Source organism: Brevibacillus fluminis (assembly GCF_052072235.1).
Taxonomy (GTDB): Bacteria; Bacillota; Bacilli; order Brevibacillales; family Brevibacillaceae; genus Brevibacillus_D; species Brevibacillus_D fluminis_A.
The window spans coordinates 4635513-4661880 of record NZ_CM125436.1; the positions used below are offsets into that span (position 1 = coordinate 4635513).

The window sequence follows — 26368 nt, forward strand, 5'->3', positions numbered from 1 at the left end:
CCCCTTTTGTCTGACTCGCGATGGTCCCGTGCGAACAGGTGTCCATCGCGAGCCCCCTTATGTTTTTTCGTGCAATCGATTTGCTATACGGGCTGAGCCGGGGCTTGGCCTATGCGGGCTGAGCCACACCCTGCGCCGCATGCTTTTCCTTGATCCAGCTGGCCACGTTTTCGATGTCTTTGGCGTAGCTGCGGTCTTTTTCGATCACAGGCACGATCGCGCGAATCTGGCTGTACAGCTCTTTTGTCGTCGGTGCCAGCTTTTCCGCTCCGCGAATGTGTGCGGCCTGCGCGGCGCAGATCGCCTCGATGGAGAGGACACGGCGGCTGTTTTGGATGATTTGATACGCATGGCGCGCTGCGGTCGTCCCCATGCTCACATGGTCCTCCTGGTTCGCGGAGGATGGGATCGAATCCACGCTGGACGGATGCGCCAGCGTCTTGTTTTCGGAAACGAGCGACGCTGCCACGTACTGGGTGATCATCAGACCGGATTGCAAGCCTGGATCAGGGCTTAAAAATGCCGGCAGGTCATTCAGCTGCGGATTGACCAGTCGCTCGATCCGGCGTTCGGAAATGTTGGCAAGCTCCGACATGGCGATTCCGAGGAAATCCATCGCAAACGCGATCGGCTGTCCATGAAAATTGCCGCCGGAAATGACTTTGCCGCTGTCCGAGAAGATGAGCGGATTGTCCGTCGCCGCATTCATCTCGATCAAAAGCTTCTCCTCGACATAGTGCAAAACTTGATAAATGGCCCCGTGAACCTGCGGGATGCAGCGCAAGGAGTACGCGTCCTGCACGCGAATCTCGCCCTGCCGCGTCGTCAATTGGCTGCCATCCACGTAAGACAAGATTCGCGCAGCCACATCCTGCTGTTCCGGGTACGGCCGCACCTGATGGGATTCCGGTGCGAATGCGTCAACGATCCCGCAAAGCGATTCCAGCGTCATCGCCGCAACCTTGTCCGCTGTCAGCGCCAGCTCCTGCGCCTCCAGGTATGCGAGCACGCCTACAGCCGTCATCGCCTGCGTCCCGTTGATCAGCGCGAGCCCTTCCTTCGCCTGCAGGCGGATCGGTGAAAGCCCTGCCTGTTTCAGCGCGTCCGCCCCGGACATTTTGGTTCCTTGATAAATGGCTTCGCCTTCGCCCACCAAAAGCAGCGCCAAATGCGAAAGCGGTGCCAAATCGCCGCTCGCCCCAAGCGAGCCTTGGCTCGGGATAACCGGATGAATCCCGTGATTCAGACAATCGAGCAGAAGCTGCAGCGTCTCCCGGCGAATCCCGGAGTATCCTTTTGCCAGCGCATTCGCACGCAATAAAAGCATCGCTCGGCTCACTTTTTCCGGAAACGGCTCCCCGACTGCAACCGCGTGGCTGCGGATCAGATTGAGCTGCAGCTCTTCCGTGTCGCTGCTCGAGATCACCATATCGCTGAACTTGCCGAACCCGGTGGTGATGCCATAGATCACATTGCCGCGCTGTACGTTTTCCTCAACCACTTTTCTGCTTTTCTTCACGTTCTCCCACGCCTGTTCGGAAATTTGCACCTTCTCGTTCCGGTACAAAACGTTTGCCACCTGTTCCAGTGTCAGACTGTTGCCATCCAATAAAATTGCCATCCGTCATTCTCCTCTCGTTTGTCAAAAAGCGCAAAAAGAGGCTACACCGAAGAAACGAAACCATCGTTTCCTGGTATAGCCCCCTATCAACTAATCGCTATGGGCTTTCGCTATGCTTTTGGGTCCTTGCTGAAGTCTATTGCCAGTGGTAAAGCCGTGAAACACGTATGGATTGAATCGCAAATCGAAAATCGCTAATGGCTACTATCTACTAGCGCTATCTTATTTGATTCCGAATTGTTTGTCAACGGATTGGTTTTTGGAAAAAGGTGGGCACCCTCACCTATGAGTAAATCACGATGCCCGCCACTCCTGACAGCAAAATCACAAATACCGGATGAATTTTCGTGAACATGAGCACCGCCAAAGCCCCCAGCATGATGAGCACACCGGCGCCATCGAACCCGCCAGCGCCGCCGATGATTTCATTTTGGACGGCGAAACGGATGGCGGCATAGCAGATCAGCCCGGTGATCATCGGCCTCAGTCCATAAAAGGCCGATTGCAGCAGCGGATGCTGCGAAATGCGCGCCAGGTAGAGCGAGAGCAGGATGATGATCAAAAACGACGGAAGCGAAATGCCGACTCCTGCAACGATAGCGCCGAGTATGCCTGCCGTCTTGTAGCCGACGAACACCGCCGCATTGGTGGCGAGCGGTCCGGGCGACATCCCGGCCAGCGCGATCACATCGGTGAATTGCGGCGTGGTCAGCCATCCGTGCCGCTGCACCTCATATTCGATGACAGGAATCATCGCATAGCCGCCGCCGAACGATACGAACCCGATTTTCACAAAAGCGAGCAATAAGTCCCATAGCATGATTGTTATCTCCCCTGCGTGTATTCCCTCTTGGCCGCTTCATCCGAGGCAGCGCCGTTCTGCTTCTTTTTTTTGCTGCGTCCAAGCAAAATGCCAATCACCGCCCCTACCAGAAGCACAAAGACAGGGTGTATCGGTACAAAGAGGAGAACGATCAGGGCAGCCGCTCCAAGAGCGACCGTGATTGTATCGGCGATCGCCGCCTTGCCCGTCTTGACCGCCGCATAAAAAATCAACGCGACAATGGCGGGCCGTATGCCCAAAAAGGCGGACTGAATGACCGGCAGATGCTGATAGCCCAAAAACAGCGCGGCCAAGAGCACGATGATCACCGATGTCGGAATGACCATGCCGAGCGTAGCCGCGACGGCTCCTGGCACTTTTGCCAGCCGGTACCCGATAAACGTAGCGGCGTTCACCGCGATCGAACCTGGCACCGTTTGCGAAAAAGCCAGTATATCGACGATTTCTTCTTTTTTGATCCACTTCTTTTTCTCTGTAAACGCTTGCTCAAGGAGCGGGATCATCGCATACCCGCCGCCGAACGTCACCGGACTGATTTTGAGAAAGGCAATGAAAATATGCCATAATGTTGTCCATTCCATTCTGCTCGTCATCGCCGTCCTCCTTATTCAAGGTAATGATTGATCACCATGCATCCGGCTCCGACGGCGACTGCACGTTCGCCAAGCGTCCCCCGGCTGAATCTGACCTGGTAGCCGGGCACGATGGAAGCCCGCTGCAACGCGGTTTGCGTAGCCACCTCATAAAACAGATTCATTTCCGTCACAAGCGCTCCACCGAGAATGATCACTTCCGGGTGAATCAGATACATCATGTTGGAGAGGCCGATGCCATAATGGTAAGCCGCATCTTTCACGACCTCGCAGCAAAGCGCATCCCGGTTCGCCACCGCCCACGCAATATCGGCAAGCTCAATCTCCTCATCATCTGCTACCCGAGCAGCGATGAGCGATGGTTTTCCACGTTTCAGGTGGCGGATCACTTCATCGCGAATGGCCGGCAAGGTGCTGTACGCCTCCAGACAACCGAACTGGCCGCACGAACATTTGCGCCCATGGATGTCAACTACCATATGGCCGTATGTTCCTTCCATATCGACCGGACCGCGCACCACCTGCCCATTGGCAAGCACGCCGCAGCGAATGCCGATCCCGGTTAAATTATAAACAACGCTGTCTACCTCTTTCCATAGGCCGCTCCAATACTCTCCCAAAACAGCGGTATTCGCCCCGTTGTCCAGCAGAACGGGCATGGAAAAGCGCTCGCGCAGCCTGGCTGCGATCGGGACATCGCGCCAATTCGGCCCGGGAAATTGCAGCGGCCCCGTCATCACGCCCTGCTCGCGGTCAAGCGGACCGACAGCCCCCACCCCAATGCCCAAAACCCGGCTTGCGTCCAGCTGATGCCGGGCCAGCAATCGCTCGATCTGCTCCTCGATGAACGCAATGGCAGCATCGGGTGTGCTGTCCTGATCCAAGGGGAGCTTGGCTTCCCCGACGACTGCAAGCGACAAGTCCATCAAGAGCAGCTTGATATGCAGGCGCGAGACATCCACGCCGATGACGTAGGAAACATCCGGCCGAATCGCATACATGAGCGGCTTGCGTCCCCCGCTCGATTCTCCCAACCCGCTCTCCATGATCAGCCCTTGCGCAAGCAGCTCTTCGATCAGCCGTGCACACGTGGACGGCTTCATCCCTGCAAGCTCGATCAAGGCGCTTTTGGACACAGGGCCATGCTTATGGATCAAGCGATACAAATATTTCACGCTCTTGGTCTTTTGCGACATCGCTTCGTGAAAATGCGTAATCATGGCATCCCCTTTATGAACCGTTATGGATAGCGCGGTGCGAATCCTTACCATTTTTCTTGTTCTCTTCATTATACAACTTTTACCCATTTTGAGAAGATGTTTTGTCAAACAGCTTTTTCAACACCTTATTCCCTAGTGGGATGCTTGCCTTTTCTGGTGTTTTCGCACGAACTTTTGTTCATTTCAGTTTTTTCAATCTGCAGATGAACGCGTCTTCCCCCATGTTCGTAGCCTACATTACATTCGTTTCTTGACAAAGTGCTTTCGCTCGTACGATAATTCAAACATACATAATTCATATCTGTTTAATAGGAATTAAGGGTGTGATAATCGATGCGCAGATGGAGAATTCCTTATACCGTTTCACTGGTTGTTGCCCTGTTGATTCTCTTCGGCTGCTCCTATGCCGTTTCTTCCACAAAAACGCAAACCGTACCACTCATGCACGCAGGGATTCAAGCCGATTCCCCTTTTCATACAGCAGAAGATTCCCCAAAAGACGAGCAGACGGCTGCACGAACGAGTGACGAGCTGATCGCTTCGCTTGCTGCCGGACAGCTCCAATTCGCTTACGTCTCGCTCGACAGCGCCGTCACCCACTATCTCAAAGGCGAGCCAATCGTCATCGTCGCCGGTAGTGTGGATGCCCAGAACCGCGCATGGGTGCTGGTGACACAGCCAGACATGGTGCGCAGTGAACCGGCCGCGATCGGGGAAGCCGTTCGTGACTTTCAAGCTCACAGCAAACAGCTCGCGCACAAGCCGCTCACTTTATCCGAAGAATCGATTACCCAAGCGCTGCAAGCGGAAGCCAGCCTTCCCCAAGCGAAAAAAATGAACATCTCCTGGTTGATCGACCGTTCCTTCGTTGCCGAACAAACAACAAACTGACGCCCTCTGCTTGCGGCGTCAGTTTTCTTTTTGTTTCCTCTGTCATGGTTGCACCCGGGCGCCGGGCATTACCTCCTGCCATTCCATGAGGGCAAGCCTCCGCCTACCTTGTTGGAATTAACCCGCGCATTCGTGATGGACTGATTGATATGCTGACTAACCTCCCGCTTGATGATGCAGTTCCTTCTCCATGGGTGCTCTGGTTTCGGTTTCACCACTGGCATCACGTATCCCGCCTTTTTCGAAGTTTTTCCAAAAAACAGTGGAATTGTGCTGTAGGGTAGCGTATTCTCACAGTCACACCTTTATCATACGATACTTTTTATGAATCTTGTGTATAAATCTCGTTAGGAATCTTCTGGTTTCCCGATATGCCTGCTGCAAAATTGCTCCATTCTGCATATGGTAAAGGTACAGATCACGCAAAAGGAGCGGTCCCATGGGCAAAAACAAACGCAGGAAACTCTTCCCCTGCTTGTATGGCAACTGGTGCGGTCCTGGCTGCAGCGGGCCCGATGACCCTATCGATGATGTCGACAACTGTTGCAAAAAGCATGACAAATGCTACGAAAAAAAAGGCTACTTCTCCAAAAGCTGCGACAAAAAACTGCTGGAATGCTTGCAGTCCAAGGTCAATTCGCGCACGCCAAAAGGCAGGGCAGCCGGCATCATCTACTCGTACTACTCGCTGCATCGCCGCAACGATTTTTATCAAACGGACTCAAGCTCCTAAGCTCTTGCAGCACCTGGACTATTTCGCCCGGCAAAGGCTCAGCCAGCAGCTGGCGGATTACGTCATGCCGTACCCCATGGACTCGTAAATAGTCGAGCAGAAGCCCCGCTTTCTCTGTTCGCTTCATCAAGGCGTATGCCACATACCAGACTTCCGGACTGCTTACCCGAACCCCGTGCCAGCTCATGTCCGCTGCGAGCGGCAATGTGCACAACCCTGCTTCCGAATAGATGGCGAAGCGGCTGATCAGCTCCACTTGCGGCGCATCATGATGGATGAGCAGCTTGTACTGGCTGGCATACGGATAATCGCCGCTTGTAATCTCCTTGACCGGCAGCGAGCCCAGCGCCGCCATCACCGCTTCTTTCGGTGCGTCCGTCATCAAGTCCCAATCCCGCACCGATTGTGTAAGCCCCAAACAAAACAAAAGACCGCTCCCTCCCAGCGTATATTCAATTCCGCTGTTTTCCAGCCTTTCTGCCACCATGAGCAATTGCCGCAGATCCGGTTTCATGTCTTCAGCTCCCGTTCGTTGATTGTCTCCTGATGATACCCATGTTGCTTCAGCTTGACAAGCATCCGGGCGTGCCGCCAATGTTCGGCGGATCAAAGCTGTCCCCATTTTAACGAACCCTTGCCCACACTCCCGCATATGCTGTAGTTCCTGCTTTCAAACCGGAACGAGGTGATGACCATGCCCGCCTACTCGATCAGAATTTCCCTCTCCCGGCTTCGGCTCGAATTGTTTGACGGCGACAAGCTTGTCCGCACGTATCCCGTTGCGCTCGGAAAAATCGCCACATCGACGCCGCGGGGAGATTTTACGATCGTGAGCAAAGTACCTTATCCGTTTTCCCATCCGGGCGGTACTCTTTCGCCTTTTGGCACGTTGTGGCTGGGACTGAGCAAGCCGCACTACGGAATCCACGGCACGAACAATCCAGCTTCCATCGGACACTATGTCTCGCACGGCTGCATTCGCATGTTCAATCAGGATGTGAATGAGCTGGGCCGGATGGTTCCGCTTGGCACGCCTGTACGGATTCGGCCGAATTGAAAGACTGCTCCCGCTGTTTGGCCGCAAAAAAAAGGCTCCCCCTGCCGATGTTTCCATCAGCGGTCGAGCCCCTTTTGCAACAGCTTGTCCCTCTTGTCGCGTTTATTCGCAGCTATTCGCGGATTTGCTTGCCGAAGATGACGTGCCAGTGCAGATGCTTGGAGTCTTGGTAGTCGCCAAGATTGGTCATGATCCGGCAGGCGCCTTTCGCTTCGACGACCTGTGCGGCCACCTGCTTCGCCATGTCCAGCATTTCCAGCAACAGCCCCGAATCGCTTTCTTCTAGTGTCAGCAGCGAGCGAATGTGCCGCTTCGGGATGACGACGATATGCTCCTCATAAAACGGACGAGTGTGGTAATAAGCGAGCACCCGATCGGTTTCCATTACTTTTTGCACCGGCGTTTTTCCGCTCAACACTTCATCGCAATAAAAGTCCTCTGTCACAGTTGATTGCCCCCTCACTTTCGCACCGGCTACGCTTTGGGCCGCCGCTGAATGTAGTCCAGCAAGCCCATCGCACACACATCCATATCGATCGGCAAAATGCTGTAAACGACATGATCGAGCGCCACGCCTTGCGCGTCGAGCGCCTCGGTGATCTGCTCCGTCATGCGCGCGCTCAATGCGTTGTAATCCCCGCCTTCTTCCGCGACCGTTTGCGCCATCTCCACAAAGCGCGGCAGCCATGCATACAGCTGGCGGTACACCTCTTTCGGCTCTTCGCTCATCCCGAAATGGCCAAAATAGATTCGTTCCACCTGCAGCGCTTTGACACGTTCGATCGCGGCCGCCATCGCCTCGGGATTGAACTGGTTCGGGGACGTGGACGGCAAAAAGAACGATAAGCCGACGTCTCGCAGCTGATGATAGTACACCCCAAGCGTATCGCCGGTAAAGATGCCTTTGCTAACCGGATCGTAAATCGAAAAATGATGGTTGGCATGTCCGGGCGTATCGAGGAAGGTCAGCGTGCGACCAGGACCGATCGCAAGCGTCTCCTGATCCGCTTTGACGATGACGCGGTCTTGCGGCACAGGCACGATCGGATCGAAAAATTGGTCAAACGAGTCACCGTACACCATTTTGGCGCTGGCGATCAATCGTTCCGGGTCGACGAGGTGCCGCGCGCCCTTCGGATGAACGACGACTTGCGCGTGCGGACAATGCTGCAGCAAAAGTCCCGCGCCCCCCGAATGGTCCAGATGAATGTGCGTCACGATGATGTAGCGCACATCCTCGGGCCGATGCCCCAGCTGTTCGAGTCCAGCCAAAATATACGGGACGGACGGGCTGGCGCTCGTCTCCACAATCGTCAGCTGCTCGGCCTCGATGACGTACGACCCGGTCCTGCCCGGCTCCCCCATGTCAAACCCGTCGATCAAATGAATCCCATTTCCCAGCTCAATCGGTTCTCTTTTTTCCACCAGCTCCACCCGCCTGTTTGCATATTTTTTCAATAGTCTCATTATACCGCAAAAGGGAACAGGATGGGCTGTGCGGGTTTGTCCTGCATAACAACGGTGGTCACCGCCCGGAAAAAAGCCAATCGCTCTCCATCGGCGATTGGCTTTGGTTGATGCCCGCAGGCTCTCTATGCGAACGCTGCCACCTATCCGGCGAAATCATGCGCAAACAACTCGCGGATGCATTGTGCCGCCTGTTCTTCATCCGCCCCCTCCACCTCGATCTCGATCTCCTCGCCCGTTTTGGCCCCCAGCGCCATGACGCTGAGAATGCTTTTGCCGTTGGCTTGCTTATGGTTGTGGCGAATCGTCACTGCTGAGGCATAGGGCGCGAGCTTGTGGACCAGCACCGATGCCGGACGGGCGTGCAAGCCGCCGCTCGTCGTCACCTTGACTGTAAAACGGATCATGCCATCCCTCCTTTTTTGCCTATGAAACCGGCTTGAAAAACTGGGGCAAATGCTCTTTGTGCGCCTCCAGCATCTCATCCAGAATTTGTCTGGCGACGGCGTCGGAGGGGACGAGCGGATTGATCGTCATGGCGAGCAGTGCCGTGCGGTAATCGCCGGTCACGGCTGCCTGGGCGGCGACGCGCTCAAACGATTTGATCTGCTGCACAAGCCCTTGGACGGGGACGGGCAGCTCGCCGACTGCGAGCGGGATCGGCCCTTCCTTGGCAATCACGCAGTTGACCTCGACTGCGGACTCGCCCGGAATGCCCGCGATCGCGCCGTTGTTGCGGGTATTGACCGGCTGGATGTCGCGCCGATCGTTGTAGATCGAATCGATCAGATTGCAGGCGGCCTCGCTGTAATACGCGCCGCCCCGCTGTTCCAGTTGCGGCGGCTTGATGGCGAGATTCGGGTCTTTGTACAGTTCAAACAGCTCCGCTTCCACCTTTTTGACGACTTCGGCGCGGGTCCCGTCTTTTTGCGCCGCCTCCTGCTCATGTGCCAGCATGAGATCGGTCTGGTAGTAGTAGCGGTGATACGGACACGGCAGCACACCGAGCGCCTTGAGAAAATCTTTGTCCCAGCCTTGATCGAAAATGTTGCGCATCGTCATGCCCGCCTGCTCATCCGTCAGCCTGTCGATCACCTGCGCTGTGACATTTTCGCCATCCACATACGCCGCGAGCCCGAACACCATGTGATTGAGCCCGGCGAAATCGATGTGCACCCGCTCCTGCTCCACGCCGAGCAGCGCGGCTACACCCATTTTCATGCCAATTGGCACGTTGCACAGGCCGATGACCTTGCGCCTGTCGGTGTAGCGCAGCACCGCCTCCGTAACCATTCCCGCCGGATTGGTGAAATTGATCAGCCACGCATCCGGGCACAGCTCCTCCATCTCGCGGCAAATGTCCAAAATGACCGGAATGGTCCGCAAGCCTTTGAACAACCCGCCCGGCCCGTTCGTTTCCTGGCCGATCACCCCGTACTTCAGCGGAATTTTTTCATCCTTGATCCGCGCGTCGAGCAAGCCTACGCGCATCTGTGTGGTGACGAAGTCCGCACCGGCCAGCGCTTCCCGCCGGTCCAGCGTCAGATGGACCTCGATCGGCACACCGGCCTTTTCGACCATCCGCTTTGCCAATGCTCCGACGGTCCGCAGCTTCTCCTCTCCTTGGGGAATATCGACCAGCCACAGCTCGCGGACCGGCAGCGCGGCATGCCGCTTGATGAAGCCCTCGACCAGCTCGGGCGTATAGCTGGAACCTCCGCCGATCGTGACAATTTTGATTCCGTTCATACGCTCGCCTCCTTTTCCGCGTGAAGCGCTGCGTACAGATCGACGAATTCGCTCGCCAGCTCTTTGATCGTCATGGCGTTCATCAGGTGATCCTGCGCATGAATCAGAAGCATGCTGATCGGCGTCTGCTCGCCCGCCGCCTCTCTCTGGATCAAGGTCGTCTGGTGATGATGCGCACGGCTGAGTTCTTCCGCCGCGCAGCTGAGCTTGTGCCGCGCAGCCGCCACGTCTTTGCCTTTTGCCAGCGCGATCGCTTCCATCGCGAGACTGCGCGCATTCCCCCCGTGCAAGATCAATTGAAAAATCACGTCCGTATGCTCCACATGGATCTCCACCTATCCGATATCGTTAAACGTGCACAATGGTATCTGTCGTTTTGCAATGAATGACGTTACCGCCGCCGATGTCAGAATTTGCAGCTCCCGCGTCCGGGGCAGCGCATAAGAGCTGCCCGCAAGCAGTTCCGCATCCAGATAAGCAGGATGGCACATGATCTCGGCGGTCGCGCTGTCCGCCAGCTTTTCCACAATCGCAAGCAGAGTCGCTTCCGTCAGGCCATCGCCGTAAAAGCGGTGGGAAAACGCTTCGGTCGTCGTAATCCTCCGATCGGCCGGCCTCATTTGCGGCGCAGCAGTCCACGGATTGCGAATCGGCAGCCGGTAGCGCTCCGCAAGCCTCAGTACGACGGGCAAAATACCGGGATGGGCGTGCACATGATGGTGGCTGTCCAGATGTGTCGGCACAAGCCCACTTGCCAAAAAGCGCTCGATCTGCGCCGTGAACTCCCGTTCGACCTCGAGTGGATCGGCCGCGTCCAAATGCTCCTGTCCCCGGCGAAACCGCCCGTCCGCATCTACCAACGTTTTCGCCTGATCCGTCACGGGGTACCCGCACGTCAGCACGAGGTGAATCCCGATCCCAAGCGCCGGATGGGCTGCAGCCAGACGCACCGCATGATCGAAGGCATACATGTTGACCATCATGGTCGCCGATGTGACGATCCCTTCCGCATGCGCTTCCACAATCCCAAGATTCACACCTTTTGAATAGCCGAAATCATCCGCGTTCACAATCAGCTTCATGTGCCAGCTCCCATCGGTTCCGGTCATTACAGCGATGCCGTGTTGTTCGCAGACCCGGCTTGCGCGTTCTTTTCTTCTTGCAGCTTTTGCTTATCCCACAGCCGGAAGAACGGGTAGTAAATGACCAGAGAGACCACGAAATTGAACAGCTGCAGCACGCTGCCCGAGATTTTTCCGCCTGTTGCCAAATAGCCGCTGATAATCGGCGGTGTCGTCCACGGAACGGCCACGCCGGACGGCTTCGCGACCAGCCCCAGCTTCATCGCGGCATAGCTGACAATGACCAACACGATCGGCGTGACGATGAACGGAATGATCAGCAGCGGGTTCATCACGATCGGCATCCCGAATGTCACCGGCTCATTGATGTTGAACAGACCAGGTCCGATGGAAAGGCGGCCGATTTGCTTCATCTGCTGGCTGCGCGCCCGGGTGATCATCAGCACGACCAAAGCCAGTGTGGCCCCTGACCCACCCGCATGTACCCACATATCGAAAAACTGCGTCGTGATGACATTCGGCAGATCAGCCGCCGGATTCGCCTGGAATACGGCGCGGTTTTGGTCCATCAAGGACAGCCAGATCGGGCTCATGACCCCGCCGACGATCGTGGCTCCGTGCATCCCGACCGACCAAAGCAGTTGAATCAGCAAAACCGCCACAATCGCGCCGATCAGGCTGCTCCCGAGTGCGTTCAACGGCCCCGACAGCACGTCGGACACGATGTTATGGATGCTTTCAAACGTGGTGTTTTCGATCAGGATGCGCAGCAGCCAGACGACGATCAGCACGACCGAGGCCGGGATCAGGGCGACAAAAGAGCGGGAAACCGCTGGCGGCACGCCGTCCGGCATCGTGATGACGATTTTTTTCTGGATGATCTTGCGGTATATTTCCGTCGACAGGACTGCCAAAATCATCGCCACGAACAAGCCTCTGCTGCCCATCAGCGCAACGGGAATCACGCCGGTCACCTTGATCGCCGTAGCCGCCCCGTCTGGCGTGAACATCGAAGTGTACGGAGTCGCCAAGAGGAAAGCGGCTAGCGAGATCGCTCCGGCCGACAGTGGATCGACTTTGTATTTTTCCGCCAGCCGATAAGCGACGCCAAAGCTGACGACCAAAGCCATGATGTCGAAGGTGGCGTTGACCGGATACAGCAGCTTCGTGAGCCACTGATCCCCGAAAATGCCTGCCATGAAGTCGCTGTAACCAGGAATCGGTATGAAGCCGATGATGAGGAAAATAGAGCCGATGATCAACAAAGGCATGGTCAAAACAATTCCGTCGCGAATCGCCTGCAAATGCTTCTGCTCCGCGATCCGGCCAGCGACCGGCATGACGCGGTTTTCCATGAATGAAAGATATCCCGACATACTCACCCTCCTCTACTTTTTCAGGCTGAGCGCAAATTCCAACACTTTTTTGCCGTTTAACGTCCCGTAATCCATCGTGCTGATCACCTCGACGGGAATCCCCCGAGCCGCTGCCAATTCTTTCATCTGGGTCAGTTTGTAGCGAACCTGCGGGCCAAGGAGCAGCACATCCGCCTCGGCGATATGCTGGCTCACCTCCTCGGCGCCTACCGCCCAAATTCTCACTTGCATGCCCTTCTCGTCCGCTGCCTGCTTCATCTTTTGCACCAAGAGGCTCGTCGACATCCCCGCAGAGCAGCAAAGCAATATGTTCATCCCGCATCCCTCCTTTCCCCACGTACTTGTTGGAAAATCAAAGCAATTCGGATGCCAAAACACCAAAATGAAGGCGCTTTCTCGCAGGAATGCGTCATGCGGCTCCCGTTTCACGACACCGCCTTCATACTGTTTGATGTAAGCGCTTTAGTGTTTTGTTTTTCGTAAACGAAATGAAAAAAATAAAACACTAATCACGCTAGTGTTTTACTGTTTAAAAAGATCACCATGATGAAGCAAATGTCATCGTCGGAAAAGCTGATCTCGTACTCGTCAGCAAGCGGCTGCAGCTCGTGCCGCACCACCTTGTACAGCTTTTTGTTGTTGCGCAAAATCGTTTCCTTTTCGGAACAGACGATCGATGCAGCCTCGCCCTTCAGTCGGTCCACCAGGCAGCACATGTGCAGATAGGCGCCGATTCTCGTATCGAAATCGAGCTTTTGCTGCAAATGCTCCTCCATCCGTGCCACGCAGGCGCTGACATCGCGCAAGACAGCCTGTCCGTCCACGCGGCGCAAATGCTCCCGGAGCGTCTCCTCCATTTTGGCGTAGGCTTCCTCCAGATCGATCATCTGCTGGATGTCTTTTAACGCCTCTCCGTTGATCACGTCATCCATCCCGTAGCAGCGCAAATCTTTGTCCAGCAAGTAATTGCTGACGACGCAGAGCACCTTCCGCTCCTGCTTGATTTTTTTCAGCTGCCTGCGCGCCTCGGCCTTGTCCATCAATTGCAGCGGGAGGAAGGTGAGCAATTGGTCATCGTAGCGCAGCTGGGACTCCAGCAGCTTTTTCAAAAACAGCGCGCTGCCTTCTCCCGACAGGCACGCCGCCACGATCGCGAGCGACGGTGCCGTACGCCGGGGCGTTTCCCGGATCGCCTGACCTGGCTGCAGCAGCGAAACGCTGATCACATCGCGGTAAATGTCATCGAGAGAATGGCCCAGCATCGCCTTTCGTGTCGCCTCGATCACATGCGGCGTGCTGACCATCGAGATTACCCGAACCGGGATGCCCAGCTCGGTCGCGATGATTTCGCCGAACCCGAGCAACGACCCCATATCGACCAGCAGCAACAGTCCGGCAGGCCCGCACATCTCGCGCGCCATGGCCGTCGCCTGCTCCAAAATTTTCATCGCGTCCTCTTCCAGCGGCAAATCCAGCGCCTTGGCATAATCCGTCACCAACAGCCTGTTGGTCACATCGACCATCGCGGTCGCTCCGCCGCTACCGTGCGTGATGACCAGCACCCCGACCGTCTCGCGCTCTTCGTTTTGACTCTCTTCGTCCAGCACGAAAAACATCGTGAGATAGCCCGCTTCGCCAATCGGCAAATCCATCAGGAGCGCTTCCTCGATCATGCGCACGCATTCCAGCGCTACGGCGAATTCGCGCTTGTATTTGACCCGCACATCGTTGATATGGCGGTTGACGAGCTGCTTTCCCTGGGCGAGCCGCTCCTTGGATGTCTGAATATGGAGCGCCAGCCCATAAATTACCTTCTGGCTGAACACCTTCTCGAGCCGCGCCTCGGCGTACCGGACGATGTCTTCCACCAGATTGATGATCACCGGATCGATGATGCGCGCCATGTCCTCTTTGTTGATCCGCTGATGAACGCCCTTGATGAACTGCGTGAAATACTGTTCGATGTCGAACTCCAGCTCTTCCTCGCTGACGCCCTGGTTGCGCAGCTCATGAATTTTTTGCTCGATTTTATTGTAGACGCTGTCCGCAGGCTCGTCCGTCTCCCCCTCGATCCAAAACAAGCTCTCCTCCGAAGGCTGCACGACAACACACTTGCGGTCGGTTCCGACCAGCTCCTCGAGCGCCTTTTTCTGTTCCTTGGCAAGCAAAAGCCCCTGCTTCACATGGTGCGGCAAATCTTGCACCGTCACCTTCAGCTGCTCTTTTTTCAGCGAAATGAACTCTGCGTAGGCGCTCGCGCACGTCAGCTGGATATCGGTTTTCAGCTGACCGATATTGTTCGGGCAATGGTAGGACAAAAACGCATGGATCGCGCTGGCCGAAATCTGGATCTCCCGCTCAAGGCGGCACGCTTCTTCGCGGAAAATGTTCATCATGATGCCGAAGCGCTCCTCCATGCCCCGCTCCACCAGCGAAGGCAGCTTGATGATCATCGGGATGCGGCGGATAAACGTTTTGAGCAAGCTCGACTCCGGCGTCTCCGTCGTCGCGGAGATGATCTGCACCTGTGCCGTCCGCTCCACCTCCGACTCGCCCATCCGGCGGAAAATCCCTTTATCCATGAAGGTGAAAAAAATTTCTTGCCCTTCCGCAGGCAGCCGGTGCACTTCATCCAAAAACAGGATGCCGCCGTCCGCCTTTTCCAACAGCCCTTTCCGGTCGTGCTCCGCCCCGGTATACGCCCCTTTTTTCACCCCGAACAGCTGGCTGATCAACAGCTGCGGATTGTTGGCGTAATCCGCGCAATTGAACACGACAAAAGGCGCGCTCGCCCCCAGCCGTCCAATATCGATGGAATACGCGTGGATCAGTCCCGCAAAGGACGATTTGCCCACGCCCGTCTCGCCGAGGATCAGACAGTGCATCCCGCGCGGCGGATAGAGCACCGCCGCTTTCGCCTGCTCGATCGGGGTCAGCAAGCTCTTGTTCGTGCGCGCCAGCTTGTCCAGCGTCGTTTCCGCACGGTAAAGCGATTCTTGCGGCGCCTTGGCAAAAAACAGCGTGGGGCGCCCTTCGATCTTTTCAATTTTGCCTGCCTTCCACAGCGCATTGAGATCGCTGCTCACATTGGCACGGCCAAGCCCTAATAGGTCGGCGAGCTGACTCGCGCTGCTCCTGCTCCCGGGACCAAGATCCAGCAGTTTTTGGTAGAGCACATCGATCCGTTTTTTCATCCTTTCACCAGCCCGTGCGTATCGTATAGAGTCGTGCATCGCAGTTGTATGGGAATTCCTTTTCCACAATATCCAGGAAAAACCTTCCTCCTGCGGCACGCAATTATTTCGCTTGCCACATACCCGCGGCTTATTTTGGCGTGGTATACTCATGAAAGATAGGAGATCGAGATAGATAAAAAAACATCTCGGAGAAGGAGACCTTGCATGGCTTACAAAATTGTCTTTTTTGATATTGACGGCACGCTGGTTAATGACGACAAGCACATTCCGCAGGACACCATCGAAGCGATCCGCAAACTGAAGGAACAGCAGGTGGAAGTCGTCATCGCAACAGGCAGAGCCCCGTATTACTTCACGCATATCGCCAAGGAATGCGGGATTGATTCGTTCGTCTGCTTTAATGGCTCCTATGTTGTCTACAAAGGCAAGCCGATTTACGCTCGCCATATTCCGCAGGCTGATATGGAAGCATTCCGGCAGCTCGCCGCAGAGCTTGGGCATCCGCTCGTCTTGCAGGGAAGCCAGGAAAGCTATTCCACCCACGCAGAGCATCCGTATATCATCGAAACATTCGATCACTTAAAGGTGCCGATGCCGCCAAGCCGTCCCGATTTCTGGAAGGAAGCCGACATTTTTCAAGCGCTGCTCTACTGTCCTGCTGCTGAAGAAGACCGCTATCACCAGTCACTCCCTTCCCTTTCGTTCATCCGCTGGCACCATGTATCCATCGATGTGTTCCCAAAAGGCGGCTCCAAAGCGCAAGGGATCGAGGCGCTGCTGCGCTACCTCGGCCTGTCGCCGGCAGAGGCGGTTGCGTTCGGAGACGGTCTCAACGACAAGGAAATGCTCAGCTTTGTCGGCATGGGGATCGCGATGGGCAACGCGCATGACGATTTGAAGCCGTTCTCCAACTACATCACCAGGCATGTGGATGAGGGCGGGATTACGCACGGGCTGCAGTATGTTGGGTTGATTACATCATAGAGGTGAAATGCAAAACAGCACCGCAGCGAGTGGGCGCGGTGCTGTTTTTGTAGCGTGCATTTCAAAGTCTATTCCCTATCGTACAACTCAACGAATGATTGATAACTAACCTTAACAAAGGAAAGACTCGCGCATGAAGAACAAAAGCGCGGCGATACACACTGGCATGCGGACCATTCAGACGCTTGTTACCGAGAAGTTTCATACGGCTACTTACTTTTGTAATAAGAGTTTTTTCTAATGTATTGTGAGACCTCCTCGAAAGTTAACTCACCGACCACGAATCCTACCGTTAGATCTGCCGCCTTCTTTTCATTCATCACCAGCACATGACCGTTAATAAACAAGAAGTAGGCCATGCATGCGAAAGCGGTTCGTTTATTTGCATTTTGAAACACATGATTTTTCGCAATGGATTCAAATATTGCGGTTGCCTTATCAAATATGTCCTTATAAAGTGATTCACCAAACATTGTTTGCAGGGGCCGATGAATGGCACTTTCAAGCAAAGCTTCATCCTTTACTCCTACCATCTCTCCCTTACTGTACTCTTCTATCATCTGTCTGTTGATCTCAATTGCAGTTTCTTTGGTTAAAAAAATCATCTATCAACCAAATCCTTGAAGGTCTTGTCATACAAGCGTTTCACAACATCCAGCGCTTCCGTGTTTAATTCTTTTTCAAACTCATATTCTTCGTTCTTCTCTTCTTTCTCGTACTCTTTTTGTTGCCCCATTTCGACTCACCTTCCCCCAGACGTTTTTCTTCTAGTTTACTTCATTTCCTTCCCCTGAACACTGTACCTTTTGTTGTGTTTACTATCCACCCGATCTGTTCAGTATATGACAAAGCATCGCAATCCCAAACTCCTCTAGTATTGCGTTACTTCAAAACTCCCCATCACAACGCCTCAATATCCGCAACTAACCGCTCCACATTCTCCCGCTTGGTCGCCCAGCTCGTGCAAAATCTCACCACGCTGTGCGAATCATCGAATTTCTCCCAAAACGAAAAGGAATACGTTTCTTTCAGTTTCGCCAGCACATCATCCGGCAAAATGGGAAACTGCTGATTGGTGGTGGAATCGTAGCGGAACGAAAAACCTTTCTTGGCGAACGCATCCCGGATCATGATCGCCAAATCGACCGCATGCTTGGCGATGTCCACATACAGGCCGTCTTCAAACAACGTTTCAAACTGGATGCCCAGCAATCTGCCCTTTGCGAGCATACCGCCGCGCTGCTTGATCATATACCGGAAATCTTTTTTCAGGGCGTCGTTCACGATAACGACCGCTTCTCCCAGCAAAGCGCCGACTTTGGTCCCGCCGATATAAAAGACGTCGCACAGCTTGGCGATCTCGGCCAACGACAGGTCGCTATCCGGTGCAGCCAGGCCGTACCCCATACGGGCGCCATCCATGAACAGAGGCAGTCCGCACTCCCGGCACACTCTGCTCAATGCCTCCAGTTCCGCTTTCGTATAGGTGGTTCCATTTTCCGTCGGGTGGGAAATGTACACCAGTCCCGGCTGTACCATATGCTCGTGTGTCACATCGTTCCAGTGGGCATCGTATACTTCCTTGACCTGCTCCGCCGTGATTTTGCCGTCCGCGCTCGGCACAGGGAGCACCTTATGCCCAGTCGCTTCGATCGCTCCCGTTTCGTGTACGGCGATATGGCCCGTAGCAGCGGTCACGGCCCCTTGGTGCGGACGCAAAATGGAGGCGATGACCGTCATATTGGTCTGCGTTCCGCCAACTAAAAAGTGAACATCCGCATTTGGCGCATCGCACGCCTTTTTGATGAATTCTCTCGCTCTTTCACAGTGCGGATCGACCCCGTATCCGGATGTCTGCTCCTCATTCGTTTCCACCAACCGCTTCAAAATGTGCTCGTGGGCGCCTTCGGTATAATCGCTTTCAAACCGTATCATTTCATCGGTATTAGCGCAGGAGACCCCTACCTCTATAGGTGGGGGAGAAATGCGCTTCGGCCAAGGACAGGCTTTTGCCTGTTCCGTTGTCCGAATTTTTCTCCTGCTACTCCTTTCTTGGATAAATTTCCACTAACTAGCATGGTATACTTTTCTTAGTGAAAGCGAGGTGACAAGACATGAAAATGACAATGACAGCGAAAATCAAGATCAATCCAACATCTGAACAGATTGAATTACTGAAACAAACACTTGATGCTTACCGTGCTGGCTGCAATTACGTATCTTCTCTTGTGTTCGAACTAAAGCAGGTAGCACAAGCGAAATTACACAAAATGACCTATGAACGGTTGCGTTCCGTCTATCTTTTACGCTCTCAAATGGCACAATCGGTTATGAAAACGGTACTTGCTCGCTACCAGTCCCTGAAAAGCAACGGTCATGACTGGACAAAAATACACTTTCGGAAACCTGAATACGATCTTGTGTGGAATCGAGATTATTCTCTCACGCAAGGGCGATTCTCGATTAACACGCTTCAAGGTCGTGTGAAGGTACCATTCGAAAGGAAAGGAATGGAGCAATACTTTGACGGTTCCTGGTCGTTTGGTACGGCAAAACTGGTAAATAAATACGGCCAGTTATTTTTGCATATCCCCATGACAAAAGAAATGCAAGAACCTTCCGACCATACCATCAACCAAGTTGTCGGTGTGGACATGGGCATCAACTTTGTTGCGGTCAGCTACGACTCTCAAGGGAAATCATTGTTTTTTACAGGAAGACCCATCAAGGATAAGCGTTCGAACTACAAGCACATGCGCAAACAACTGCAACAAGTAGGTACAGCTTCTGCTCGCAGAAAGTTGAAGCGAATTGGGCAACGAGAAAACCGTTGGATGACGGATGTGAACCATCAGGTATCAAAGGCACTCGTTGAACGATATGGAGCAAATACCCTCTTTGTAGTAGAAGACTTGACAGGTGTTCGCCAAGCCACCGAACGTGTGAAAATCAAAGACCGCTATGAAACGGTCTCTTGGGCATTTTACCAATTACGCAAGATGATGGAATATAAAACACTACGATCTGGTTCCAAGGTCATTGTGGTTGACCCAAGCTATACTTCGCAAACATGCCCGAAATGCGGACACACGGAGAAGGACAACCGCGATAAGAAAAAACATGCCTTCTGCTGTAAAACGTGCGGGTATCGATCAAATGACGACCGCATTGGCGCTATGAATCTCCAGCGAAAAGGAATTGAGTACATCGTTGGAGTGACTACACAAGCATGACTTGTGTAGTTGGGCAGCTGTCAACCTGCCTATGGTAACACCACGCTCGTATGAGTGAGAAAAGATAGGAGTCGTCAGACGCTCGCACTATTGGGTAGTTACAAGCCCCCACTTCAAGGCGTTAGCCTAAGTGGTGGGTAGTTGACATCCTCTCCCGCTCTGCTCAACTTTTGGTGAATCATGACTATGGCTGCATGTATTTCCTGAATTTCGTTTGGGGACAATCCCCGCAGCAAGCGGATGATCTGCTCATCCGATTTCACGTCCAGCTGCTCGTAGAGCGCCACTCCTTTTGGCGTCAACCGGATCAGGCTGGTCCGGCTGTCCGAGGGCGATTGTTCCTTGCTGATCAGCCCGTCTTTGCCGAGCTTGGCGATGATCCTGCTCATGTAGCTGCGGTCGATGTCCAGCAGCTGAACCAGCTCGTTTGCGATGCATGTCTCCCTCATCCCGATCTCGATGATGACCCGCGCTTCGGTAAAGGAATAGCCGGTAGCGAGAACATGCTTATCCAGCACACCGAGCAAATTGGTATAAAATCGGTTGAACCGCCGAATATCGGCGATGACCCGATCCGTTTCCCTCACAGGATCGCCCTCCTTTTTAGTGGACTTTGTCAACAATCACGATAGCTGATTTAGTGGACTGTGTCAACAATCATACAAAGGATGGCAGCACTAAAGCGCCTCCTGCTGCACCATTTCACCACGGCAGCGGATTCGCTTATACTAGACAAAAACTCCTGTTGACCCTCACGCAACGTGATAACGTACGCTCTACTTGTGGAGGTGATGAGATGGCATACAAAGTAAAAGCCGTAGCCGAGCTGGTCGGCATCAGCGTGCGCACGCTCCATCATTATGATGAGATCGGCCTGTTGAAGCCGGATTCGACCACGCCGTCCGGCTACCGGCTCTATACCGATGAGAATCTGGAAACGCTGCAGCAGATCCTGTTTTTCAAAGAGATCGGCTTCAATCTCCAGGAAATCAAAGCGATTCTGGACAATCCCGCATTCGACCGCAAACATGCCCTGCAGTCTCATCGAGAGCTGCTGCTGCAAAAGAAGCGGCGGCTGGAGGAAATGATCCGCACCGTAGACAAAACCATTGAATCAATCGAGGGAGGAAACAAAATGGAAACGAACAAAATGTTCGACGGTTTCTCGATGGAAGAGATCGAGAAGCATCGGGAAACGTACGCCGATGAGGCGCGCCGCCTGTACGGCAAAGAGATTGTGGATGAGAGCGAGAAGCGGACCTCCGCTTATACCAAAGACGATTGGGCATCCATTAACGCCCAATGGAACGACATTTATCAGCAGGTCATCGCCGGTATGCCGAACGGCCCCGCCGACCCGCAGGTGCAAGCGGCCGTCGCCCGGCTAAGAGAGCACATCACCGCCAATTTTTACGACTGCACGCCGGAGATTTTTCGCGGATTGGGCGATTTGTACGTGCAGGATGAACGGTTTACCAAAAACATCGATAAGCATCATCCGGGGCTGGCGGCATTTTTGCGCGAAGCGATGCATGTGTATTGCGACCGGTTGGCGGAATGAGCAAGGAGGAGCGTCCGATGGCGCTCCTCCTTTCCACTATCTGAACTTCGTAATGACATTAAACCCAAACGTCCGAAAATGCGTCATCTCATCGAGAATGCCAGTCACGTCATCAAGCGCGACCTCGCGGGACACGAGCGACGCCGGATTCAGCCTGCCTTTGGCGATCATGGTGAGCAGGCCGTCATAGGCCGCATGCGGATTGCCGATGCTGCCGACGATCTCCAGCTCCATCGCCGTGATCGCATCGATCGGCAGGCCGACCATCCCGCCTTCCTCCTTCGTGGTCAGGCCGATCTGTACGTGGCGTCCGCCTTTACGCAGGCAGAGCACGGAGTTGAGGATCGTGTCGCGGATGCCGAGCGCGTCGATGGAAGCGTGTGCCCCGCCTTTGGTAATTTCCTTGATCGCCTCGGTGACGTTTTCCTTCCGGGCGTTGATGACCGCCACCGCTCCTTCCTCCTTCGCTTTCTCAAGCTTGGCGTCATCCACATCGACCGCGATGACCATCGCCCCGACCGCATTGCCGACCTGCACCGCAGACAGCCCGACGCCGCCTGCCCCGTGCACCGCCAGCCAGTTCCCCGGCTGAACATTCCCGCGCACGACACCGTGGTAGCCTGTCATGTACCGGCACCCGATCGCTGCGGCGGTCAACGTATCGACCTCATCGGGCAGACGAATCAGGTTGAAATCGCCGTTTGGCACACGGACGTATTCGGCATACGCCCCATCGTAGCTGAAGCCGAAAATCGCCAGGTTATCGCACCGGTTGGAATGCCCGCTCAAGCAATTGGCGCAATGTGCGCAGCCTTCGTGGAAAGGCGTCGTGACGCGGTCGCCCACGCGGAAGTTTTTCACTTCTTTTCCGACAGCTTCGATCACACCGCCCATCTCATGGCCCGGAATGATCGGCAGCTTCGGACTCAGCCCGATCCAATCCCAATCCCCCATCCAGGCGTGCCAGTCGCTGCGGCACACCCCGCACGCTTCCACCCGGACGATCACGTCCTTCGGTCCCGGCGTCGGATCGGGTACCTCGCCGATCCGCAACGGTTTTTGCTGCTCGATAATTTGCGCTGCTCTCATCTTTTCATCCCCCTTGGTTTTGAAACGATCCTACTCGAGATTGACCCACACCGCTTTCACCTGCGTATACAGATCCAATGCGTACGAACCCATTTCGCGACCATACCCGGACTGTTTGTAGCCGCCAAACGGCACCGCCGCATCCAGCGCATTGTAGCAGTTGACCCAGACCGTTCCTGCCTCCAGCGCATGCGCGACTTTGTGCGCCTTGCGAATATCGGTCGTCCAGACGCCTGCGGCGAGGCCGTATTCCGTATCGTTCGCGCGGCGGATCACATCGGCGACCTGCGCTTCATCGTCAAACGGCATCGCGGCCACCACCGGGCCAAAAATCTCTTCCCGCGCAATCGTCATCCCGTCATGCACATCGGCGAAAATCGTCGGCGGGACAAAATAGCCCGCCCGATCCAGCGGCTCCCCGCCGGTAAGCGGGATCGCCCCTTCTTCCCGCCCCTTTTGCAAGTAACTTAAGACGCGCGCGAACTGCTCGCTCGAGACAAGCGGCCCGATCTGCGTCGACTCATCCAGCCCGTTCCCTTGCTTCATTTTGGACGCGTAGCTCGTCATGTCCGCCAGCACGTTGTCGTACACCTTTTTATGCACGAACAGCCGCGAACCCGCGCAGCACACCTGCCCCTGGTTGAAAAAAATGCCCATCAAAGCACCCGGAATCGCTTTGGAAAAGTCGGCGTCGGGGAAAATGATGTTCGGCGACTTGCCCCCAAGCTCAAGCGAGACGCGCTTCAGGTTGCCGGCCGCCTGCTGCATGATCAGCTTGCCGACCTCTGTCGAACCGGTGAAAGCCACTTTGCGGATGCGCGGGTGATTCGTGATCGCGGCCCCGGCTGTCGGTCCATAGCCGGTAATGATGTTGACCACGCCATCCGGAAAACCCGCTTTTTGAATCAATTCCGCGAGATAGATGGCAGAAAGCGGCGTCTGCTCTGCGCTTTTCAAAATGACCGCATTGCCTGTCGCGAGCGCTGCGCCCAATTTCCAGGCGGCGAGCAAGAGCGGGAAGTTCCACGGGATGATCTGCCCGACGACGCCGATCGGTTCGCGGCGCGTGTACGTCAGCATGTTCGGACCAGCCGAATTGTTGATCACCTCGCCTGACACCTTCGTCGCCCATCCGGCATAGTAGCGGAAATGATCGATCGCGAGCGGCACATCGGCCGCGCGGGCGTGACTGACCGGTTTGCCGTTGTCGATCGTCTCCAGCTGTGCCAGCGCTTCCGCGTGCTCCTCCATCAGGTCAGCGAGCTTCCACAGCAGCCGTCCGCGCTCGCTTGGCGTCACTTTTGCCCAAACGCCCTGCATCGCGCGCTCCGCCGCCTCCACCGCCCGGTCCACATCGGCCTCATCCGCCTCGTACACGGACGTGATCGCCTCGCCCGTCGCCGGATCGACCGTCTCAAACGTTTTGCCGGAGAGTGATTCCACGAACTCCCCCCCGATAAACAATTTCTTGGGACCGCCGGCCAAAAATGCGCCGACGCGGGGGTCCAACCCGACTTTCACCGTTTCTGCCATCCTGCTCTCCTCCTTTGATTTGCATGAACTGCGTACGCCAATAGAGAAAAGCATGTTCCGTGCCAAGTGGAAAACGCTTACAAACAAGCGATTCACTTGCCTTTTTGCAGCGGAAAATGGAACAGTTGCTCCATCAATTCGAGACGACTGCTCCATTGTTAGAAAATTGTGGTAATATAAAATGGAATTGTCTCATTTCTTTCCCGAGGAGTGAATCGCTTGCTGGAGCCTGCTAGCGTCCTGTTGAAAAAGTCGTGGGAACGAAGCCGCATGAATGGTGTAAACGCGTTGACTGCCAAAGATGCCATCCTCGAAGAAGCCCAGTTCAGTCAGTATCGGGAGCAAAAAGAAGAGTTCATGAGAAAAATCGATCCGACCATGGAGCACTTGGCACACTGGCTGAAAACCTCGTACTCGGTCGTCGTACTTTGCGATACATCCGGTTATATCCTCGAAAGCAAGGGCGATCCCGCCTTTTTGAAAGATACCGAAAAAATCCAGGTGCGCCGGGGAGCCTGCTGGTCTGAGCAAGTGCGGGGCACCAACTCCGCCGGCACCGTCATCATTGAAAAAAAGCCGCTTGCCGTCGTTGGCAAGGAGCATTACCTGGACTCCAACCATATGCTCTACTGTGCCGCCTCCCCCATCTTCGATCCGTACGGCGAATTGCTCGCTGTCCTCGATCTGAGCGGTCACTCGACCCATTACCACCCGTCGCTGCTCGGGATGGTCGACACGATGGCGCGCAAAATTGAAGATTGGCTCCTCATCCATCGTCCGGACCGCCAGGCGGTCATCTCCTTGTATCCGGAAGAAAATGCGCAGCGTCATGCGCTCATCGCCATCAATCAGGACGGCGCGGTCATCGGTGGCAACCGGGAAGCCCAGCAGCTGCTGAATGGGGACAAGAAGCTGTTCGGGCACGTCCAGCTGACCGACCTGCTCGCTGACATCGAGCCGTTGCTGCACCGTCCACCAGGCTCCATCTCATCCGATCCCGTGCGCTTGCGCAGCAAAGATAACGGAGCGAATGGTCCCAACCGTTGGCTCGCCTCCATGCTGGTCGATACGCGACCGCCCGTGCTCGCCATACAGGGGGCCGCGAAACCGAAAGCAAAACCAGCAGCGCGCAGCGGCACCGCGATTTACTCTTTTGATGAAATTTATGGCAACGACGACAAGTTCCAGGCCGCAATTCGGCTTGCCAAGCGGGCAGCTGCGACGGATTACACCGTCATGCTGTCCGGCGAGAGCGGCACCGGAAAAGACATCGTCAGCCAAGCTATCCACCTCGCCAGCCCGCGCGCAAGCAAGCCGTTCGTCGCGATCAACTGCGGCGCCATGCCAAAAAGCTTGCTGGAAAGCGAACTGTTCGGCTATGAACCGGGCGCCTTCACCGGAGCGAAGCAGACCGGCCAGCCGGGGAAGCTGGAGCAGGCCCACGGCGGGACCCTCTTCCTCGATGAGATCGCCGAAATGCCGCTCGATATGCAAGTGGCGCTGCTGCGCGTGCTGCAAGACTTCACCGTCACACGCATCGGCGGCACCAAGCCCGTCCACGTCGATGTGCGGATCATTACGGCCACGCATGCGGATCTGTGGAAAAACGTGCAGGAAGGCACCTTCCGTGCCGATTTGTTTTACCGTTTGCAAGGGGTGCAAATCATCCTCCCGCCGCTGCGCGAGCGACAGGACCGGCTGGAGCTGGCAAAGCTGCTGCTCAGCCGAATGGAAGGACAGCTGCATCACCAAGGCAAGCTCTCGCTGACCGCATCTGCCGAGCGATTGATCGCCCATTATCCGTGGCCCGGGAATGTCCGTCAGCTCGCCGCAGCCTTGCGCGAGGCAGCGTTCATTTCGGAAAACGGGGAGATCGATGTCCCCTGCTTTCCACAGTACATTCGATCGGGGTTTCAAGTGCCGGAGGAGGAAATGCTGGTTCATGCGGAGCCACCAACGAAAGAAAGCAATGCCATCGTTGACATGCTGCTGAAGACGGGCGGGAATGTTTCGCAAACCGCGCGGATGTTGGGGATCGGGCGCAATACGGTGTATCGGAAGCTAAGGAAGATGATGGATGAGGGCAGGTAGGTGTCGAAAAGAAAAGCGAGAGAAGAGTTGGGTGGCTCTTTTCTCGC

At 55.1% G+C, this 26368-nt stretch carries 27 protein-coding genes; 6 read left to right on the forward strand and 21 right to left on the reverse strand.

The genetic code is table 11. From position 1 onward, the window contains the following. Positions 1-109: 109 nt before the first annotated feature. The 4 genes from hutH to ACTID9_RS22795 form a co-directional block, all read right to left on the reverse strand. Complete coding sequence (gene hutH / locus ACTID9_RS22780; RefSeq protein ID WP_441067147.1) at positions 110-1621, reverse strand: histidine ammonia-lyase; 1512 nt, start codon at positions 1619-1621, stop codon at positions 110-112. Between the two features lie 283 nt (positions 1622-1904). Continuing rightward, positions 1905-2441: a chromate transporter gene (locus ACTID9_RS22785; RefSeq protein WP_441067148.1), complete on the reverse strand. Its 537-nt coding sequence runs from the start codon at positions 2439-2441 to the stop codon at positions 1905-1907. Between the two features lie 5 nt (positions 2442-2446). After that, positions 2447-3058 (reverse strand): chromate transporter, encoded by a 612-nt coding sequence (locus ACTID9_RS22790; protein ID WP_441067149.1) that lies wholly within the window; start codon positions 3056-3058, stop codon positions 2447-2449. Between the two features lie 11 nt (positions 3059-3069). Further along, positions 3070-4329, reverse strand: a complete 1260-nt coding sequence (locus ACTID9_RS22795) for an ROK family protein (RefSeq protein ID WP_441067150.1) — start codon at positions 4327-4329, stop codon at positions 3070-3072. A gap of 282 nt (positions 4330-4611) precedes the next feature. On the opposite strand from ACTID9_RS22795, the gene ACTID9_RS22800 reads away from it, so the two are divergent. Then, positions 4612-5169, forward strand: a complete 558-nt coding sequence (locus ACTID9_RS22800; RefSeq protein WP_441067151.1) for a hypothetical protein — start codon at positions 4612-4614, stop codon at positions 5167-5169. A gap of 418 nt (positions 5170-5587) precedes the next feature. Here ACTID9_RS22800 and ACTID9_RS22805 read toward each other — a convergent pair whose 3' ends face one another. Continuing rightward, positions 5588-5884 (reverse strand): hypothetical protein, encoded by a 297-nt coding sequence (locus ACTID9_RS22805; protein ID WP_441067152.1) that lies wholly within the window; start codon positions 5882-5884, stop codon positions 5588-5590. Then, the gene (locus ACTID9_RS22810) at positions 5838-6416 is read right to left on the reverse strand and encodes a hypothetical protein (RefSeq protein WP_441067153.1); all 579 of its coding nucleotides are present in this window, start codon (positions 6414-6416) and stop codon (positions 5838-5840) included. Before ACTID9_RS22810 ends, ACTID9_RS22805 begins: the two co-directional genes overlap by 47 nt. 180 nt (positions 6417-6596) lie before the next feature. On the opposite strand from ACTID9_RS22810, the gene ACTID9_RS22815 reads away from it, so the two are divergent. Next, the gene (locus ACTID9_RS22815) at positions 6597-6959 is read left to right on the forward strand and encodes a L,D-transpeptidase (protein ID WP_441067154.1); all 363 of its coding nucleotides are present in this window, start codon (positions 6597-6599) and stop codon (positions 6957-6959) included. Between the two features lie 112 nt (positions 6960-7071). Here the strand turns inward: ACTID9_RS22815 and ACTID9_RS22820 are convergent, their stop codons facing one another. The 9 genes from ACTID9_RS22820 to ACTID9_RS22860 all read right to left on the reverse strand — a co-directional run bounded on the left by ACTID9_RS22820 (position 7072) and on the right by ACTID9_RS22860 (position 15827). Next, complete coding sequence (locus ACTID9_RS22820; protein ID WP_441067155.1) at positions 7072-7404, reverse strand: HIT family protein; 333 nt, start codon at positions 7402-7404, stop codon at positions 7072-7074. Between the two features lie 29 nt (positions 7405-7433). Next, a complete protein-coding gene (locus tag ACTID9_RS22825; protein WP_441067156.1) occupies positions 7434-8384 on the reverse strand; it encodes an MBL fold metallo-hydrolase in 951 nt (316 codons plus the stop codon). Between the two features lie 185 nt (positions 8385-8569). After that, a complete protein-coding gene (locus tag ACTID9_RS22830; RefSeq protein ID WP_441067157.1) occupies positions 8570-8833 on the reverse strand; it encodes an HPr family phosphocarrier protein in 264 nt (87 codons plus the stop codon). A gap of 19 nt (positions 8834-8852) precedes the next feature. Then, complete coding sequence (locus ACTID9_RS22835) at positions 8853-10175, reverse strand: 6-phospho-beta-glucosidase (protein WP_441067158.1); 1323 nt, start codon at positions 10173-10175, stop codon at positions 8853-8855. Beyond that, entirely contained in the window at positions 10172-10504 is a 333-nt protein-coding gene (locus tag ACTID9_RS22840; protein ID WP_441072707.1) for a PTS lactose/cellobiose transporter subunit IIA, read from the reverse strand. The genes ACTID9_RS22835 and ACTID9_RS22840 overlap by 4 nt, the downstream gene beginning before the upstream one ends. A 6-nt stretch (positions 10505-10510) precedes the next feature. Further along, positions 10511-11257 carry a chitin disaccharide deacetylase gene (chbG, locus tag ACTID9_RS22845; protein ID WP_441067159.1) on the reverse strand — a complete coding sequence of 249 codons (747 nt, stop codon included), beginning with the start codon at positions 11255-11257 and terminating at the stop codon, positions 10511-10513. 26 nt (positions 11258-11283) lie between these two features. After that, the gene (celB, locus tag ACTID9_RS22850) at positions 11284-12633 is read right to left on the reverse strand and encodes a PTS cellobiose transporter subunit IIC (RefSeq protein WP_441067160.1); all 1350 of its coding nucleotides are present in this window, start codon (positions 12631-12633) and stop codon (positions 11284-11286) included. A 12-nt stretch (positions 12634-12645) separates the two neighbouring features. Beyond that, positions 12646-12948 carry a PTS sugar transporter subunit IIB gene (locus tag ACTID9_RS22855; protein WP_441067161.1) on the reverse strand — a complete coding sequence of 101 codons (303 nt, stop codon included), beginning with the start codon at positions 12946-12948 and terminating at the stop codon, positions 12646-12648. Between the two features lie 194 nt (positions 12949-13142). Continuing rightward, a complete protein-coding gene (locus ACTID9_RS22860; protein ID WP_441067162.1) occupies positions 13143-15827 on the reverse strand; it encodes a sigma 54-interacting transcriptional regulator in 2685 nt (894 codons plus the stop codon). 207 nt (positions 15828-16034) lie between these two features. Here ACTID9_RS22860 and ACTID9_RS22865 point away from each other — a divergent pair, with 207 nt between their 5' ends. After that, a complete protein-coding gene (locus tag ACTID9_RS22865) occupies positions 16035-16814 on the forward strand; it encodes a Cof-type HAD-IIB family hydrolase (RefSeq protein WP_441067163.1) in 780 nt (259 codons plus the stop codon). A 209-nt stretch (positions 16815-17023) separates the two neighbouring features. Here ACTID9_RS22865 and ACTID9_RS22870 read toward each other — a convergent pair whose 3' ends face one another. From ACTID9_RS22870 to ACTID9_RS22880, 3 genes are all read right to left on the reverse strand, one after another. Next, positions 17024-17419: a type II toxin-antitoxin system death-on-curing family toxin gene (locus tag ACTID9_RS22870; protein ID WP_441067164.1), complete on the reverse strand. Its 396-nt coding sequence runs from the start codon at positions 17417-17419 to the stop codon at positions 17024-17026. Then, on the reverse strand, positions 17416-17550 hold the full coding sequence (locus ACTID9_RS22875) for a hypothetical protein (protein ID WP_441067165.1): 135 nt from the start codon (positions 17548-17550) through the stop codon (positions 17416-17418). The genes ACTID9_RS22870 and ACTID9_RS22875 overlap by 4 nt, the downstream gene beginning before the upstream one ends. 164 nt (positions 17551-17714) lie before the next feature. After that, the gene (locus ACTID9_RS22880) at positions 17715-18749 is read right to left on the reverse strand and encodes a threonine aldolase family protein (RefSeq protein ID WP_441067166.1); all 1035 of its coding nucleotides are present in this window, start codon (positions 18747-18749) and stop codon (positions 17715-17717) included. Positions 18750-18928: 179 nt separating this feature from the next. Between ACTID9_RS22880 and ACTID9_RS22885 the strand changes: the two genes are divergently transcribed. Next, the gene (locus tag ACTID9_RS22885) at positions 18929-20047 is read left to right on the forward strand and encodes an RNA-guided endonuclease InsQ/TnpB family protein (RefSeq protein ID WP_441067167.1); all 1119 of its coding nucleotides are present in this window, start codon (positions 18929-18931) and stop codon (positions 20045-20047) included. 113 nt (positions 20048-20160) lie between these two features. Here ACTID9_RS22885 and ACTID9_RS22890 read toward each other — a convergent pair whose 3' ends face one another. Next, positions 20161-20634 carry a MarR family winged helix-turn-helix transcriptional regulator gene (locus ACTID9_RS22890; RefSeq protein ID WP_441067168.1) on the reverse strand — a complete coding sequence of 158 codons (474 nt, stop codon included), beginning with the start codon at positions 20632-20634 and terminating at the stop codon, positions 20161-20163. A 209-nt stretch (positions 20635-20843) separates the two neighbouring features. Here ACTID9_RS22890 and ACTID9_RS22895 point away from each other — a divergent pair, with 209 nt between their 5' ends. Then, on the forward strand, positions 20844-21608 hold the full coding sequence (locus ACTID9_RS22895; protein ID WP_441067169.1) for a MerR family transcriptional regulator: 765 nt from the start codon (positions 20844-20846) through the stop codon (positions 21606-21608). A 36-nt stretch (positions 21609-21644) separates the two neighbouring features. Here ACTID9_RS22895 and ACTID9_RS22900 read toward each other — a convergent pair whose 3' ends face one another. Further along, positions 21645-22697 (reverse strand): zinc-dependent alcohol dehydrogenase family protein, encoded by a 1053-nt coding sequence (locus tag ACTID9_RS22900; RefSeq protein ID WP_441067170.1) that lies wholly within the window; start codon positions 22695-22697, stop codon positions 21645-21647. Positions 22698-22727: 30 nt separating this feature from the next. After that, positions 22728-24230 (reverse strand): aldehyde dehydrogenase family protein, encoded by a 1503-nt coding sequence (locus tag ACTID9_RS22905; protein WP_441067171.1) that lies wholly within the window; start codon positions 24228-24230, stop codon positions 22728-22730. A 210-nt stretch (positions 24231-24440) separates the two neighbouring features. On the opposite strand from ACTID9_RS22905, the gene ACTID9_RS22910 reads away from it, so the two are divergent. Beyond that, on the forward strand, positions 24441-26321 hold the full coding sequence (locus tag ACTID9_RS22910) for a sigma-54-dependent Fis family transcriptional regulator (RefSeq protein WP_441067172.1): 1881 nt from the start codon (positions 24441-24443) through the stop codon (positions 26319-26321). Positions 26322-26368: the final 47 nt, after the last annotated feature.

What these genes read in the sequence shown, in the direction of transcription:
- hutH (WP_441067147.1), bottom strand. Translation starts at nt 1,621, where the DNA reads ATGGCAATTTTATTGGATGGCAACAGTCTGACACTGGAACAGGTGGCA.
- ACTID9_RS22785 (WP_441067148.1), bottom strand. Translation starts at nt 2,441, where the DNA reads ATGCTATGGGACTTATTGCTCGCTTTTGTGAAAATCGGGTTCGTATCG.
- ACTID9_RS22790 (WP_441067149.1), bottom strand. Translation starts at nt 3,058, where the DNA reads ATGACGAGCAGAATGGAATGGACAACATTATGGCATATTTTCATTGCC.
- ACTID9_RS22795 (WP_441067150.1), bottom strand. Translation starts at nt 4,329, where the DNA reads ATGGTAAGGATTCGCACCGCGCTATCCATAACGGTTCATAAAGGGGAT.
- ACTID9_RS22800 (WP_441067151.1), top strand. Translation starts at nt 4,612, where the DNA reads ATGCGCAGATGGAGAATTCCTTATACCGTTTCACTGGTTGTTGCCCTG.
- ACTID9_RS22810 (WP_441067153.1), bottom strand. Translation starts at nt 6,416, where the DNA reads ATGAAACCGGATCTGCGGCAATTGCTCATGGTGGCAGAAAGGCTGGAA.
- ACTID9_RS22815 (WP_441067154.1), top strand. Translation starts at nt 6,597, where the DNA reads ATGCCCGCCTACTCGATCAGAATTTCCCTCTCCCGGCTTCGGCTCGAA.
- ACTID9_RS22830 (WP_441067157.1), bottom strand. Translation starts at nt 8,833, where the DNA reads ATGATCCGTTTTACAGTCAAGGTGACGACGAGCGGCGGCTTGCACGCC.
- ACTID9_RS22835 (WP_441067158.1), bottom strand. Translation starts at nt 10,175, where the DNA reads ATGAACGGAATCAAAATTGTCACGATCGGCGGAGGTTCCAGCTATACG.
- chbG (WP_441067159.1), bottom strand. Translation starts at nt 11,257, where the DNA reads ATGAAGCTGATTGTGAACGCGGATGATTTCGGCTATTCAAAAGGTGTG.
- celB (WP_441067160.1), bottom strand. Translation starts at nt 12,633, where the DNA reads ATGTCGGGATATCTTTCATTCATGGAAAACCGCGTCATGCCGGTCGCT.
- ACTID9_RS22855 (WP_441067161.1), bottom strand. Translation starts at nt 12,948, where the DNA reads ATGAACATATTGCTTTGCTGCTCTGCGGGGATGTCGACGAGCCTCTTG.
- ACTID9_RS22860 (WP_441067162.1), bottom strand. Translation starts at nt 15,827, where the DNA reads ATGAAAAAACGGATCGATGTGCTCTACCAAAAACTGCTGGATCTTGGT.
- ACTID9_RS22865 (WP_441067163.1), top strand. Translation starts at nt 16,035, where the DNA reads ATGGCTTACAAAATTGTCTTTTTTGATATTGACGGCACGCTGGTTAAT.
- ACTID9_RS22870 (WP_441067164.1), bottom strand. Translation starts at nt 17,419, where the DNA reads ATGATTTTTTTAACCAAAGAAACTGCAATTGAGATCAACAGACAGATG.
- ACTID9_RS22875 (WP_441067165.1), bottom strand. Translation starts at nt 17,550, where the DNA reads ATGGGGCAACAAAAAGAGTACGAGAAAGAAGAGAAGAACGAAGAATAT.
- ACTID9_RS22880 (WP_441067166.1), bottom strand. Translation starts at nt 18,749, where the DNA reads ATGATACGGTTTGAAAGCGATTATACCGAAGGCGCCCACGAGCACATT.
- ACTID9_RS22885 (WP_441067167.1), top strand. Translation starts at nt 18,929, where the DNA reads ATGAAAATGACAATGACAGCGAAAATCAAGATCAATCCAACATCTGAA.
- ACTID9_RS22895 (WP_441067169.1), top strand. Translation starts at nt 20,844, where the DNA reads ATGGCATACAAAGTAAAAGCCGTAGCCGAGCTGGTCGGCATCAGCGTG.
- ACTID9_RS22900 (WP_441067170.1), bottom strand. Translation starts at nt 22,697, where the DNA reads ATGAGAGCAGCGCAAATTATCGAGCAGCAAAAACCGTTGCGGATCGGC.
- ACTID9_RS22905 (WP_441067171.1), bottom strand. Translation starts at nt 24,230, where the DNA reads ATGGCAGAAACGGTGAAAGTCGGGTTGGACCCCCGCGTCGGCGCATTT.